Here is a 15,110-nt window from a genome sequence, read left to right as displayed (position 1 = left end):
CGTCCGGATGTCGGCCCGTCAGGCCGGCGACCACCACGACCCTTGCTCCCCGCCTTCCGGCTGGACCGCAAGGTCGGCCGGGTCGACACGCATGATGTGGCCTCCGCCCGCCGCCCAGGTAACCGGACACTTCAGGCCGGCAGGCCCGTCAGCCCGATCCCGCCCGCAGGGACAGGCCGGTGCGGCGTGAATCCTTCACGCATCGGCTTACATCTGCGTACGCTTTGCAGCGATCGTGGCGGATCGAAAAACAAAGGGGTGCGGACCAGCTCCGCACCCCTTCACGGGCCCTCCCAGGCCCACCCCACTTCCCACACGCCACAGGATTAGCAAGTGGCGAGCCAGCGCAGACCGGCCATCACCGCCCCGATGACGGGCATGGCGGCGGCCGGCTGCACGCGACAGCGCCCGTCACGCACCAAGGCGTGACGGGCGCTGCAGGGCCGTCGAGGCGCGCGAGGCCGGCGGATCAGCTGGCGGCGTGTCCGGCGGAGCCGACCATCGCGGCATGCAGCAGGCGCAGGCTGTGCGGCTCGCTGAGGAAACGCATCTGCTCACGCACCGGCAACGAGCCGGCGGCGCCCAGCGCCAGCTGGCGCACCTGCGTCTGGCGCAGCCGGCCGCGCAGGCCGGCGCCGGTGCGGCGCGGCCCGACCGCCTGCAGCACCAGCTGGGCCAGCCGCTGCAGGTCACCGCTCAGGCCCGGCAGGGGCGCCGGACGCATCGGCTCGCGGGCATAGGACCAGGCCCGCTGCAGCACCACGGGCGACCGGGCCTCTTCCGGGATCACCAGCCAGCCGGCATCACGCCAGCGTGCGCCCAGCGCCTCGCGGCTGCACCACACGGTGAAGGGCACGGCCAGCAGCACGGGCAGACCCATCGGCAGCAGCCAGCCCACGGCCTCGGGCGCGACCCAGGCCACGGCCGCCAGCACGCCGGCCACCAGCAGCGACAGCCCGCCGAACTGGCGAGCGGCCTGCGACCAGGGCACGTCGGTGGCGTCGCGCGGAGGCGACTTCCATTCCAGCGCCCAGCCGGTCAGCCCGCCGATCACGAACAGGCTGTGGGCCGCCATGCGCAGCGGGGCCTGCAGCATCGACAGCAGCGCCTCGAACACCGAGCTGCCCACCAGCTTCAGCGCCCCACCATGAGCGGCCTGCTCGCCGTTCCAGACGATGGCCAGCACCCCCAGCACCCGCGGCAGCACCAGCATCGTGCCGGTCACCAGCCACAGCAGCGCCGCGCCTTCATGGGCGAACAGGCCAAGCGGCGCCTCGGGCGAACGGCCGCCCATCGACCACAGCAGCGCGCCCAGCGCCACGTAGAGCAGCCACAGCGGCGCCGACACATAGGCCATCGCGCCGGTGAACAGCATGGCCCGGTGCACCCCGTGCAGGCCCGGCTCGCTGATCAGGCGGGCGTTCTGCAGATTGCCCATGCACCAGCGGCGGTCGCGCTGCAGCTCGGCCAGCAGGTGCGGCGGCTGCTGCTCGAAGCTGCCCTCCAGGTCGTTGACCAGCCAGACCTCGTAGCCGGCGCGGCGCATCAGCGCGGCCTCGACGAAGTCATGCGACAGGATCTCGCCCGCCAGCGCACCGGTGCCCGGCAGCGAGGCCAGCGCGCAGTGCTTCATGAACGGCTCGATGCGGATGATGGCGTTGTGGCCCCAGTAGTGGGCCTCGCCCAGCTGCCAGAACTGCATGCCGGCGGTGAACAGCCGGCCGGTGACGCGGCTGGCGAACTGCTGGGCCCGGGCATGCAGCGTCGCATGGCCGCAGGCGCGCGGAGCGGTCTGCAGGATGCCGGCGTTCGGATGATGCTCCATCAGGCGCACCAGGGTGACCAGGCTCTCGCCGCTCATGACGCTGTCGGCATCGAGCACCACCATGTAGCGGAAGGCACGGCCCCAGCGGCGGCAGAAATCGGCCACGTTGCCGGCCTTGCGGCGGGTGCGGTGCTGGCGCCAGCGGTAGTGCACCTGCACCGCATTGCCCGCGGCCTGCAGCGTCTCGCGCAGCGACTGCCAAGCGGCCAGCTCGGCCGAGCGCAGCTCCGGCCGGTTGCTGTCCGACAGCACGAACACGTCGAAGGCACGCTGCTCGCCGGTCTGCGCCAGCGACTCGCAGGTCGCCCGCAGGCCGGCGAAGACCGTCGCCACGTCCTCGTTGCAGATCGGCATGATGATGGCGGTGCGCGCCTCGTCGTCGATCGGTGCGGTGCCGGCGCGGCGGGCCGACATCGCATGCGCGTCGCCACGCAGCGTCACCAGGAAACCCATCACCGCGGTGACGCAGCCGGCCGCCACCCAGGCGAACAGCAGCGTGAACAGAGCCATCTGGGCCACCTGCAGCCCCACCGAGCCCTCGGCCGGCTGCACCGACCACAGCACGGTCGCGACGAAGGCCGTCGACAGCAGCACCCAGAACAGCAGCCAGCGGCGACGCTGCCGGGCCACGCCCTCCCAGGCCTGCGGCTGCACGGCCAGCGCCTGCGCGCTGTGGCGCCAGGGGGCATCGGCCGGCGCGGTCTCGCCGCGCAGGCGGCGGGCCAGGCCCAGCCAGGGCAGCGGCACCATCGAGCCGCGGCGGATCGGCGGCATGCCCGTGGCGGGCGAAGAAGAGGAACGCAGGGTATCCATGTCGGGGTTCACCGGGTCATCAGGGAGCACGACGAGGCGGCCGGGTCGGCCACCGGCATCACGCCGGCCCAGGTCTCGCCCGGAACCGACATCACCAGCAGCACGCCGGTGCAGACGCAGAAGAGCAGGCGGGCGCCCGCCACGCACAGCCGCGGCGACAGGCCACGCTGCGACAGGGGGGCAAGTACAGATGTCATCACCACGGCAGACCTCCAGTCCGGTAGGCGCGGCCGGATGGCCCCGCCCACCCTCTAGGGCAAACCCTGTGCCAGCAAAAAAAATCGCTTACGGATCAAGCACTTGCAAAAAAAAGCCCCGAAAACACGGTTTCCGGGGTCTCAAAGCGTCGCCTTGCGGCGACAAGCTCGCCACCCTCATCCGGCCAGCGGATGCAAGTGGTTGATGTGGAAGGGAAAAATCCTGTCGCTAAAGGGCGACAGGCAGATCGGGCGCCTCCCCGGGCAGCGACTCGCCCCGGAACAGCCCGGGGGTCAGGCCGTGTTTCTGCAGCAGCCGGTAGAACTCGGTGCGGTTGCGATCGGCCAGGCGGGCGGCATCGGCGACATGCCCGTCGGTCAGCTTGAGCAGGTTGACCAGGTACTCGTGCTCGAAGCGCTGGCGCGCCTCGGCATAGGTCAGCACCTCCACCGTGGGCACCCGCAGCGCCCGCTGCACCAGCGCCAGCGGGATCAGCGGCGTGGTGGTCAGCGCGCAGACCTGCTCGACCACGTTGTGCAGCTGGCGCACGTTGCCCGGCCAGGCCGCGGTGGCCAGCGCCGACATCGCGTCCGACGCGAAGCCGTTGAGCTTCTTGCCGTACTTCGTGGCCAGCCGGTCGAGGAAATGCTGCGCCAGCAGCGGGATGTCCTCGCGGCGCTGGGCCAGCGTCGGCAGGGTCAGCGTGACCACGTTGAGGCGGTAGTACAGGTCCTCGCGGAACTCGCCCCCGGCCATCGCGGCCTCGAGGTCGCGGTGGGTGGCCGACAGGATGCGCACGTCGACCGGCACCGACTGCTGCGCGCCGACCGGGCGCACCTGCCGCTCCTGCAGCACGCGCAGCAGCTTGACCTGCAGCGGCAGCGGCATGTCGCCGATCTCGTCGAGGAAGAGCGTGCCGCCGGCGGCCTCCTGGAACAGCCCGCGCCGGTTGGCCACCGCGCCGGTGAAGGCGCCCTTGACGTGGCCGAACAGCTCCGACTCGAGCAGCGCCTCCGGGATGGCGCTGCAGTTGACCGCGACGAACGGGCGGGCCGCCCGCGGGCTGGCCCGGTGGATCGCCTGGGCCAGCAGCTCCTTGCCCGCCCCGCTCTCGCCGCGGATCAGCACCGAGGCGTCGCTGGCGGCGACCAGGCGCGTCTCGGCCAGCACCTCGGCCATCGCCGAGGAGCGGCTGACGATGTCGGCGCGCCAGGCCTCGGCCACCGGCTCGTCCACCGGTGCGGTGGCCGACAGCACCAGCGCCCGGGCGATGGTCTCCAGCAGCGCCTTGCCGTCGAAGGGTTTGGTCAGGTAGGTGTAGACCCCGCGCGAGGTCGCCTCGACCGCGTCGGGGATGGTGCCGTGGGCGGTCAGCAGGATCACCGGCAGCACCGGGTGGCGCGCGCGGATGGCGGCGAACAGCGCCAGCCCGTCCATGCCGGGCAGCTGCACGTCGCTGATCACCAGCTGGGGCAGCGCCACGGCCAGCTGCGACAGCGCCGCCTCGGCGCTGCTGACGCCGACCACGCGGTAGCCGGCCGCCGTCAGGCGGATGGACAGCAGCCGCAGCATGTCCGCATCGTCGTCGACCACCAGCACGCAGGCCTTCTGGCTCATGTTCATCTCCCGTTGCCCGAGGTCGCCGGTCGCGGCATGGTCAGGCTGCGCTCGATCGCCTTCAGGGCCTCGAGCTTGTCGTTGAGCTGGTCGATGCGGCGCTGGCTGTCGCGCAGCTGCAGCGACAGGCGCTCGACCGCCTCGTCCGCGCGGCGCTGCTCCTGCAGGCGCGCGCCCAGCAGGCGCGCCCAGCCGCGCCAGGCGGGCGCATCGGCATGGCTGCTGCGCTGCAACTGCTCCAGCAGGGCGATCGCCCGCGGCAGGTCGGCCGGGTTGCGGGTGCTCGTCAGCGCCAGGGCCAGGCGCATGGCCGGCCCCGGGGCCGCACCCGGCGCGGCCGCATCACCGAGGCGGCCGATCTCGCGCTGCAGCGCATCGCCCGGCAGCTGACGCAGCTCGTCATGCCACTGCAGCAGCAGCTGCGGCGCCGGGGGATCGACCGGCACCGACGGCGCCGGTTCAGGCGCCTCGCGCGGCGCCGGCCCCGGGGCGGCCCGCACGGCGCTGGCCGCGGCCTGCATCGCCGCGACCACCGCCTCGCCCGACGCGGCGGACGGTGCGGGCCCCGGCCCGGGCGACTCCTGCACCGCCTGCAGCCCGCCACAGGCGGACAGCAGCATCGATGCAGCCAGCATCAGGCCCCGGCGAGACCCGGGAGGACAGGACAGGCACGCGGCGGACTCGGCGGCGGGATCAGGCATCGGAGGCTCGAAGGGGAAGGTGGATGCAGAAGCAGGCGCCGGGGGTCTGGGGCTCCAGCGTGATGCGGCCCCCATGACCGGCGACGATCTCCTGGACGATGGACAGGCCGACGCCGCTGCCCCGGGGCAGCGCCTCCGGCTGCACGGCACCGCGGTAGAACGGCTCGAAGATGCGCCCGAGGTCGGCCGGCGCGATGCCAGGCCCGGCGTCGCTGATGCGGATGCGCACTTCGCCGTCGCCGGCGTCGACCCGCCAGCGGATGGCCCCGCCGGTCGGGCTGAAGCGGATCGCGTTGGACATCAGGTTGCCCAGCGCCGTGCTGAGCTTGACCGGATCGAGCGGCAGGCTGACCGAGACCCCCGCCACCTGCACGTCGAGCTGGCGGGCCTGCCACTGCAGGCGCTGCGACTCGACCACCTGGCGCACGAGGGTGGGCACGTCGGTGCGGCGGCGCTGCAGCCGCCGCGCATCGAAGGCGGCGGCATTGAAGCTCAGCAGGTCCTCGATCTGGCGCTGCAGCTGGCTGGTGTTCTGGACCAGGATGCTCATGATCTCGCGCTGGTCGTCGCTCAGCGGCCCGCCCACGCCCTCCTGCAGCAGCGACACGCCCTCGCGCAGGGCCGCCAGCGGCGTCTTCAGCTCATGCGAGATGTGGCGCAGGAAACGCGCCTTGTCCGAGTCCAGCTCGGTGAGCCGCAGCCGCAGCCACTCGAGCTGCTCGCCCAGGCGGCGCAGGTCGGCCGGACCGGAGATGGCCACGGGTGCATCGAGCTGGTTCTCCCCCAGCGCGACGATCGCGCCCTGCAGCCGGCGCAGCGGCCGGGTCAGCCAGAGGCCGAAGCCGAAGGCGGCCAGCGCCGCCAGCACGATGGCCGCCAGCACCTGCTGCGTCAGCAGGCTGCGGCGGTCTTCCAGCGCGTCCTGCAGCGCACGGTTGCGGTCGGCGATGACGTCCTCGACCTGCGCCCGCAGCGTGCGGGTCAGCCCTTCCAGGGTGCGGAACTCCTCGGCCACCGACTGCTCGCGGGCCGACACCCCGATGCGGTGATCGGCGATCTGCGTGCGGATGCGGGTCAGCGAGGTGAGCCACTGCGCCGCCGGCACGGCGAAGTCGGCCGAGGCCACCAGCGGCTGCAGCAACTGCTGGGCCTCGTTGGCCGCCGCATCGAAGCGCTGGCGCAGCGTGTCGTCGCCGAGCACCAGGTACTGGCGCGCCGAGCGCTCCATGTCCGTGCTGCGCTCGGCCAGCCCCTGGGTGGCGTTGTTCAGGCCCACGGCCTGGACCGCCGCCTCGCGGCTCTGCGACATCAGGCCCTGCAGCACCTGCAGGCCGCTGAGCGACACGGCCCCCAGCAGCAGCGAGATGCCCAGGAAGGCCAGCAGCAGCAGCTGCCGGAAGGAGGCTCGCGCCAGCACCGTCGTCCATCTCCGTCGAGCGCCGCCCCCGCGGCCCGGGCGGGACGGCGCAGGATCCGTGCCTGCGCCGCTCATCCCGCTCGCGGGCCGTTCAACCGCAGGCCCCCACGTAGCCGCAGCTGGTGCAGAAGTCGCAGCCGTCCTTGTGGATCATGGTCGCGTTGCCGCACTCAGGGCACGGCCGCCCCGGCGTGGGCGCCAGGCCGGTGGCCGGCCGGGCCACCGCCGCCTGGGGCGCGGCCAGCACGCCCATCTCGCTGACCGGCTGGCCGTCTTCGGTCAGCACCCCCAGCATCGCGTAGCGGTGCATCACCAGGCGGGCGACGTAGGCCACCGTGCTCGGCCAGACTTGCTGGCGCTTCTGGCCCGGCACCGGCGCCATGAAGTGGCCCAGCGGCTCGCCGACGTTGAGCAGCTTGCGCAGCTTCATGCCGATCCAGGCTGGATCGATCACCCGCATGTCCAGCGACAGCAGGCGCGCCAGACCGTCGAAGGCCCGCGGGTAGTTGCCGGCGAAGCCGATCGCGCAGGGCCGCGTGACGTGGCCGCCATCCGGCGTGGGCAGCGTCACTTCCTTGAGCGTCAGCGTGAACTGCTCGCCGGTGGCCGGGTTGTGGATGTCCACCGCCCAGGCCAGCGTGCCGTCGGTGCCGGTGCGCGGCTCGTCGCGGCTGAACATCGCGTCGAGCACCGGCGTGGCGCCCCCTTCCTGCAGCGCGCCCAGCTGCTCGCAGCGCCAGCGGATCACCGCGGCGGTGGCCGCCACGACGCCGGGGAACAGCTTCTTCTCGCCCGACGGCGGGAAGGGCATGTCGAAGGCTCGCTCCTCGGCCACCGTGGCCAGCGCGTCGAGCTTCAGGCGCAGCCAGCTCGGGTCGTTGGCGCGCATGTCCATCGACAGCGTCTTGGCCAGCGCCCCCAGGCCGCGCGGCTGCTCGGCGCCGTTGACCCAGACCTCGAAGGGCAGGGTCTTGCCGAACAGGCCGGCGTCCGGACCGGCCTCGGCCGGCAGCTCGCCGACGAACAGCGCGAAGTCGCCGTGCGGGTGCTGGATCATGTAGCTCCAGGCCGGATTGCCGGCGCTCATGTCCGGACGGCTCGGCCAGCGCAGCGAGGCCAGCACCGGCTGGGGCAGGCGCTCCAGGCGCAGGCGCTGGTTGAACAGCGCCGGCACCGCGGCCGGATCGGCCGCGTCGGCCTCCACCGTCAGCGGCGCGGGCTGGGCCACCGGGGCCGGCGCCGGCGTGACCGACAGCACCGAGCCGAGCACGCTGTTGGGCCGGTAGGTCGCCAGGCCCTTGAGCCCCGCCTTCCAGGCCTGCAGGTACAGGCCCTGGAAGTCCTCGTACGGGTAGTCGGCCGGCACGTTCACCGTCTTGCTGATCGCGGTGTCGATGCACGGCGCGACGGCGGCGACCATCTGCGCATGGGCCTCGGCGCTCATCTCCAGCGCGGTGACGAAAGCATCGGTCAGCGGGGCTTCACGCCCCTTGAGGTGGCGGTAGACACGCCAGGCATGGTCCTCGACCGCGTATTCCTTGAAGCTGCCGTCAGCCTCGCGCTTCTTGCGGGTGTAGGTCCAGCTGAAGGCGGGCTCGATGCCGTTGCTGGCGTTGTCGGCGAAAGCCAGGCTGATGGTGCCGGTGGGCGCGATCGACAGCAGGTGCGAATTGCGCAGGCCGCGGGCGCGGATGCGCTCCTTCACCGCCGCCGGCAGGCGCGAGGCGAAGCTGCCGCGGCTCAGGTACAGGTCGGCATTGAACAGCGGGAAGGCGCCCCGCTCCGCCGCCAGGTCCGACGAGGCGACGTAGGCCGCGTCGCGCATGACCTCGCTGATGTGGCGGGCCATGTCGCGCGCGGCCGGCGTGTCGTAGCGCAGGCCGAGCATCACCAGCGCGTCCCCCAGGCCGGTGAAGCCCAGGCCGACGCGGCGCTTGTTGGCCGCCTCCTGGGCCTGCGCCGGCAGCGGCCAGACGGTGACGTCGAGCACGTTGTCGAGCATGCGGGTGGCGACGGCGCAGACCTCGGCGAAGGCCGCCTCGTCGAAGGCCACGTCGGCCGTGAAGGGCCGGCGCACGAAGCGGGTCAGGTCGATCGAGCCGAGGCAGCAGCAGCCGTACGGCGGCAGCGGCTGCTCGGCGCACGGGTTGGTCGCCGCGATGGTCTCGCAGTAGCCCAGGTTGTTGTCGTCGTTGATGCGGTCGAGGAAGAGCACGCCGGGTTCGGCGTGGTCGTAGGTCGAGCGCATGATCTGGTCCCACAGGTCGCGGGCCGGCACGCGGCGGTAGGCCCACAGGCCGTCGGCGCGCTGGCAGGCGCCGGCGGCCTTCTGCTTGGCGCCGGGCTCGGCCTTGTGGACCAGCTCGATCTCGGCGTCGGCCTCGACCGCCGCCATGAAGGCGTCGGTCACGCCCACCGAGATGTTGAAGTTGCGCAGGTCGCCGGAGTCCTTGGCGTGGATGAAGGTCTCGATGTCCGGGTGGTCGCAGCGCAGCACGCCCATCTGGGCGCCACGCCGGGCCCCGGCGGACTCGACCGTCTCGCAGCTGCGGTCGAACACGCGCATGTAGCTCACCGGGCCGGAGGCATGGCTCTCGGTCGAGCCGACCCAGGCGCCGGCCGGACGGATGCGCGAGAAGTCGTAGCCCACCCCGCCGCCGCGGCGCATCGTCTCGGCCGCCTCGGTCAGCGCGGTGTAGATGCCCGGGAAACCGTCCTCGGGCTCGGCGATGGAATCGCCGACCGGCTGGACGAAACAGTTGATCAGCGTGGCGCTCAGCGAGGTGCCGGCCGCCGACGCGATGCGCCCGGCCGGCACGAAGCCCTGCTCCTGGGCCCACAGGAAACGGGCCTGCCAGCGGTCCCGCTCGGCCGGCGCCTCCGCCTGGGCCAGCGCCTGCGCGACCCGGCGGCGCACCTCGACGACCGTGGTCTCCCCCCCCTTGGCGTATTTCTCGATCAGCACCTCGGCGCTGATGGCCTGGGCCGGCAGGCCGGGGAAAGCGGCAGCGGACGCCTTGGCGTGGGCACCGAACAGGTCTGCGGTGGTGTCGGCCTGGGAATCGGGCAGGGACATGGATCGTCTCCGGGAAAGGCCCTCCAAAGGCGCCGGGCAGGGCCCCTGGAGAGCTTCAAATGAAAAAACAGCAAAAATGGGCCCCCGAACTCACTGGGGCCATCCGCATCAGCCGCTCACTTTAGCGCGTCAGGCTCACGATCTGCAGCCCTTGCACCACACACGTGGCTAGACCGGGCCATCGATGGAGGTACCAGTGAGTTAACCTTCATTTTTTCAGTTCAGGTCAAGCGCCTGATCCAGATCAAGCTGCCCATGCCCACCCCCAGTCCCTCCGGTCCCGCCGCCCTGCTCCGCATGGCCGCCACGGTCCTGCTGCAGGCGCTGCTGATCCTGCTGGGCAGCCACCTGAGCCTGGGCTCGGCCAGCGAGGCCTGGCTGTGGCCGGCGTCCGGCTTCGCGCTGGCGGTGCTGCTGCGCACGCCGGACCTGCGCCACGGCCTCGCGCTGGGCCTGGGCACCCTGGCCGGCAGCCTGCCGGTGCTGTGGCCGCTGAGGCCGGACGTTCAGGGCGCGGCCGCGGGCGTGCTGGCGCTCGCCCTGTCCTCGCTGGCCGTGACGGCCCTGACGGCCGCGCTCTGCCGAAGGCTGAAGGACCCGTTCCACGACAGCGACGGCGGGTTCGGGCCGGCCGTGCGCTACGGCGCCGCGCTGATCGGCGGCGCGCTGCTGCTCGCGCTGGTTCACACCGCCGTCTGGCAGGCGCTGGAGCTCGATCGCCCGAAATCCTCCTGGCCGGCCCAGGTCCGGATGGGGCTGCAGTTCTGGTCGGCCCATGCCGCCGGCTTGCTGCTGGTCACGCCGATGCTCTGCGTGCTGCTCGACCGGCGCCGCCTGCCGCAGGGCCAGGGGACGCTGCTGTTCCCGATGCAGTGCGCCGGCATCGGCCTGACGCTGATGGCCGCCACGATCACCGGCGTCATCCAGCGTGACGCCCGGGAGGCGGGCTTCCGAGGCGACGCCCGCGCCATCGGCATGACGCTGCAGAACCATGTCGACATGGCGGTGCGCGACGTGGAGCGGCTGCGCGACTTCCACTACAAGGTCGAGATCAGCCAGGGCGAATTCGACATGGTGGCCGATCCGATGCTCGCCCGCAGCCCCTGGCTGCTGCATTTCGGCTGGCTGCCGCGGGTGCCGGACTGGTACCGGCGCGCCTTCGAGGACAGTGCCGCCGAACTCGACGGCCAGTCGATCCGTGAACTCGACCCCCGCGGCGCCCTGACGCGCGCGCTGGATCGCACGGAGTACTACCCGCTGCGCTGGACCACCCCGACCACCGGCAACGAGGCGCTGATCGGCATCGACGAGGGCTTCGATCCGTTGCGGGCCCCGGCCATCCGGCAGGCCGTGCAGCTCGGCGGCCTGGTGGCCAGCTCCCCGTACGTCTCGCTGGCCCGTGCGGCCACCGACGCCAGTGCCGTCAGCCTCTACGCCCCGGTGCTCGCCGGAGAGCAGCATGAGGGCATGGCCCATGATCATGCCGCCGTGCGCGGCGTGGTGTCGGGCGTGCTGGACCTGGGCCGCATGGTCGGGCACACGCTGGAGCAGATGGCCACCCTGCAGGTCGACCTGCTGCTGTTCGAGGGCGCGGGCGCCCAGGGAACGGCCGGCGTCCAGTCGAGCCGGTCGGACGACGGGCGGGATCTGCGCGTGCAGGCCTGGCTGCCGACCCAGGACCGGGGCGGGCCGGACCGCTTCACCAGCGACCTGCACGAGCGCATGCCGGTGCGCCTGGCCAACCGGGAGTGGACGCTGCTGACGCGGCCGACCTGGTTGTCGGAGCCGCCGCTGCCGACCTGGCTGCAGCTGGGGGTGCTGGCCTGCGGCCTGGGCTTCACCACCCTGCTCGGCCACCTGATGATGGCCCGGCAACGCCACATCCGCCACCTGCAGGCCGCGCACGACGGCCTCGAGGCCCTGGTGCAGCAGCGCACCCGGGCGCTCGCCTCGACCAACGAGCGGCTGCTCACCGAGGTGGAGGAGCGCCGCCGGCTGGAAGACGACCTGCGCAGCGCCAGCCAGCAGGCCCACCATGCCAACCAGGCCAAGACGATGTTCCTGGCCAACATGAGCCACGAGATCCGCACCCCGCTGAACGCGGTCATCGGCTACACGCAGATCCTGCTCGAGGACCGTGCGCTGGTGGGCAGCACCCGCGAGCGGCTGCGCACCATCCTGCAGGCCGGCCAGCGGCTGCTGCGGCTGATCAACGACGTGCTCGACCTGTCCAAGATCGAGGCCGGCGGCCTGCAACTGCACAGCGAGCTGTTCGACCTGCGCCAGGAGGTCGACGAGATCGTCCAGATGTTCGAGCAGCGCTCGCGCGGCAAGGGGCTCGGCCTGGTGGTCGACATCACGCTGGACACCCCCAGCCCGGTGAGCGGCGACCGCACCAAGATCGGCCAGATCATCCTCAACCTGATGAGCAATGCGCTGAAGTTCACCGAGCAGGGGCACATCACCCTGAGTGCCCGGCGCGAGGACAACGAGGTGCTGATCGAGGTGGGCGACACCGGGCCCGGCATCGCCCCGGCCGAGCTGGCCCAGCTGTTCGCGCCCTTCCGCCAGGGCAAGTCGGGGCTGGACAAGGGCGGGACCGGGCTGGGCCTGGTGCTGGCCCGCCACATGGCCCTGGCCATGGGGGGCGAGCTGGTGCTGACCAGCGAGGTGGGCCGGGGCACGCAGGTCCGGCTGCGCCTGCCGCTGCCGGTCGAGCACCCGGACCGTTTTGTCATGCCCACGCCCGAGCACCCCGAGCAGCTCTCGGCCGACACGCCGGTGCGGGCGCTCGTGGTCGAGGACGACGCCCACAGCCGCGACATCCTGGTGCACCTGCTCGAGCGCATCGGCTGCCAGGTCGAGTTCGCGCCCGACGGCCTGGCCGGCCTGCGCCGGGCGGCCCGCGGCGGGCTGGACATCGTCTTCACCGACATCCGCATGCCGGTGCTCGACGGCATCCAGATGCTGCGGCAGCTGCGCAGCCAGGCGCGGGACGACCAGCCCGGGCCGCCGGTGGTGGCGGTCTCCGCCTCGAGCCTGGAACACGAGCGCCGGCACTACATCCAGCAGGGCTTCTCCGACTTCGTGGGCAAGCCCTACGCCTTCGAGGACATCTACCGCATGCTGGCGCTGCATGCCGGCGCCCGCTTCGAGGTGCTCGCCGACGACACCCCGGCCGAGCCGGCCGGCCACGCCCCCGCGGCCACCGTCGAGGCCCGTCCCGGCGCCGTGACCCTGCCGCTGCTCACCCAGCTGGTCGAAGCCGCCGCCAACGGCCAGCTCAAGCGGGTGCGCGAATTGCTCGAGCTGCTCGCGCAGCGCCCCGCTCCCGAAGCGGGCTCGAGCACGATCGACGCCCTGCCGCCCCCTGAGCTGGAGCGCCTGCAGCGCGCCGCTCAGGACTACGACTTCAGTGCCCTCGAGCACCTGGCGGGCGAGCTGTCCAGCCGCGCCGAAGAAGGCACCCACCCGACCCCGGAGGCGACCCTGCCGTGAGCCTGTTCAACCCCAAGATCCTCATCGTCGACGACACGCCCCAGAACATCGACGTGCTCAGCGCCACCGTGGCCGACTGCGGCGCCGACCTGCTCGTGGCCACCGGCGGGGTCCGGGCCCTGGAGCTGGCCGCGCGCCACCTGCCCGACCTGATCCTGCTGGACGTGATGATGCCGGGCATGGACGGCTTCGAGGTCTGTCGCCGCCTGAAGGCCGACCCGCACACGGCCGACCTGCCGGTGATCTTCGTGACCGCCCGCACCGACGATGTCGCGCTGGGGTTCTCGGTCGGCGCGGCCGACTACATCACCAAGCCCATCCAGGCCGACGAGGTGCGGGCGCGGGTGAACCACCAGCTCGAGCGCCGGGCGCTGCTGGCCGAGCTCAAGGAGCTCAACCGGGTGCTGGAGGACAAGGTGCGCGAGCGCACGGCCGAGCTGACCCGCACCAATCTGCAGCTGCGCCAGGAGATCAACGAGCGCCGCTACATGCAGGACCGGCTGAATTACCTGGCCACGCACGACTTCATCACCCGGCTCTACAACCGCAGCGCGCTCGACGCCCACGCCTCGCAGCTGCTCGCCCGCATGCAGACCGAGCCCGGCTGCCAGGCGGTGATGATGCTGATCGACATCGACCAGTTCCGCCTCGTCAACGAGACCTGCGGCTGCATCGCCGGCGACGAGCTGCTGCGCCAGTTCGCCGACACGCTGGCCGGCCTGATGGGCCGCAGCGACTTCCTCGCCCGCGTCGGCGGTGACCAGTTCGTCATCGTCACCGAAGACCCCGGGGCGGACCAGGGCGGCGGGCTGGCGCGCCTGATCCTGAAGGCGCTGCAGGACTTCGACTTCCGCTGGAACGAGCGCAGCTTCCGCCTGGCCGCGACCGTGGCCATCGTGCCGCTGGGGCGTGATCAGGTCAGCTTCGACCAGCTGATGCAGATGGCCGACGAGACCGCCTACCTCGCCAAGCGTGAAGGCCGCGGCGGGCTGCGCTGGTACACCCAGGCCACCGCCGCGGCCAATGCCCACCGCGAGACGGTCAACTGGGCGCTGGTGCTGCTCGATGCCCTGCGCCAGGACCGTTTCCGTGTCTTCTTCCAGCGCCTGCACCCGCTGGGCCTGACCGACAGCGGCGCCCACACGCCGCTGCGGGTCGAGGCGCTGGTGCGGCTGTGGGACCCGAAGACCAACCTGCTGGTCTCGCCCGGCCAGTTCATCTCGCCGGCCGAGCGTTTCCACCTGATCGGCGAGATCGACCGCTGGATGCTGGCCCGGGTGCTGGAGCTGCTGGGCCAGCACCCCGCGCTGCAGGCCAGCCTGGGCCAGGTGACGCTGAACCTGTCGGCGATCTCGCTGCGCGAACCTGGACTGGCCGCCCACGTGGCCCAGCTGCTGACCCGGCACCGCGTGCGTCCGGACCTGCTGTGCTTCGAGCTGACCGAGACCGAGGCGATCACCAACCTCGACCACGCGCGCACCTTCATGCAGACGCTGCGCACGCTGGGCTGCCGCTTCTCGCTCGACGACTTCGGCTCCGGCTACGCCTCCTTCACCTACCTGCGCGAGCTGCCCTTCGACACCCTGAAGATCGACGGCCTGTTCGTGCGCGACATGCAGACCGATGCATCCCACCAGGTGATGGTGCGCTCGATGGTCGACATGGCCCGGCTGCTGGAAAAGCCGGTGGTGGCCGAGTTCGTCGAGACCGAGCCGGTGGCCCGGCTGCTGGCCGACCTGGGCGTGCAGTGGGGCCAGGGCTACTTCTTCCACCAGCCCGAGCTGCTGACCGTCGAGGCGCTGACCGAGCAGGCCCGCCAGGCGAGGCACACCTACCCGGCGGTCGAGGTCGAGCACGGGTGATGCTTCGCACGAATGCCGCGAGGCGGCGGGCCCATCGCGGCATGACTTGAGCGTGGACAAACCCGGGCGCGGACAGGCTGCCGATAGTGGGCCATCGCGAAGC

Annotated in this window: 8 protein-coding genes; 2 read left to right on the top strand and 6 right to left on the bottom strand. The window is 72.1% G+C overall.

What is annotated here, in order from left to right; translation table 11 throughout:
- Positions 1–469 precede the first annotated feature (469 nt).
- The 6 genes from mdoH to C7444_RS01855 form a co-directional block, all read right to left on the bottom strand.
- Positions 470–2,638, bottom strand: coding sequence for a glucans biosynthesis glucosyltransferase MdoH (gene mdoH, locus C7444_RS01875; RefSeq protein WP_110399172.1), 2,169 nt, complete (start codon positions 2,636–2,638; stop codon positions 470–472).
- 8 nt (positions 2,639–2,646) lie between these two features.
- Positions 2,647–2,835, bottom strand: a complete 189-nt coding sequence (locus tag C7444_RS19935) for a hypothetical protein (protein WP_146219323.1) — start codon at positions 2,833–2,835, stop codon at positions 2,647–2,649.
- Positions 2,836–3,064: 229 nt separating this feature from the next.
- On the bottom strand, positions 3,065–4,453 hold the full coding sequence (locus C7444_RS01870; RefSeq protein ID WP_110399103.1) for a sigma 54-interacting transcriptional regulator: 1,389 nt from the start codon (positions 4,451–4,453) through the stop codon (positions 3,065–3,067).
- 2 nt (positions 4,454–4,455) lie between these two features.
- Positions 4,456–5,088, bottom strand: a complete 633-nt coding sequence (locus tag C7444_RS01865) for a hypothetical protein (RefSeq protein ID WP_170130591.1) — start codon at positions 5,086–5,088, stop codon at positions 4,456–4,458.
- Positions 5,089–5,146: 58 nt separating this feature from the next.
- Positions 5,147–6,571 (bottom strand): HAMP domain-containing sensor histidine kinase, encoded by a 1,425-nt coding sequence (locus tag C7444_RS01860; protein ID WP_245909359.1) that lies wholly within the window; start codon positions 6,569–6,571, stop codon positions 5,147–5,149.
- A gap of 91 nt (positions 6,572–6,662) precedes the next feature.
- Positions 6,663–9,647, bottom strand: coding sequence for an adenosylcobalamin-dependent ribonucleoside-diphosphate reductase (locus C7444_RS01855; RefSeq protein ID WP_110399100.1), 2,985 nt, complete (start codon positions 9,645–9,647; stop codon positions 6,663–6,665).
- A 297-nt stretch (positions 9,648–9,944) separates the two neighbouring features.
- Here C7444_RS01855 and C7444_RS01850 point away from each other — a divergent pair, with 297 nt between their 5' ends.
- Together C7444_RS01850 and C7444_RS01845 are read left to right on the top strand one after the other, a co-directional pair.
- A complete protein-coding gene (locus tag C7444_RS01850; protein ID WP_170130590.1) occupies positions 9,945–13,145 on the top strand; it encodes an ATP-binding protein in 3,201 nt (1,066 codons plus the stop codon).
- Complete coding sequence (locus C7444_RS01845) at positions 13,142–15,007, top strand: EAL domain-containing response regulator (protein ID WP_211317459.1); 1,866 nt, start codon at positions 13,142–13,144, stop codon at positions 15,005–15,007. The genes C7444_RS01850 and C7444_RS01845 overlap by 4 nt, the downstream gene beginning before the upstream one ends.
- The last annotated feature ends 103 nt before the right edge of the window (positions 15,008–15,110 follow it).

Origin of the sequence: Sphaerotilus hippei (assembly GCF_003201595.1) — a bacterium.
Taxonomy (GTDB): Bacteria; Pseudomonadota; Gammaproteobacteria; order Burkholderiales; family Burkholderiaceae_C; genus Sphaerotilus; species Sphaerotilus hippei.
This window is presented reverse-complemented; position numbering and strand designations above follow the sequence as displayed.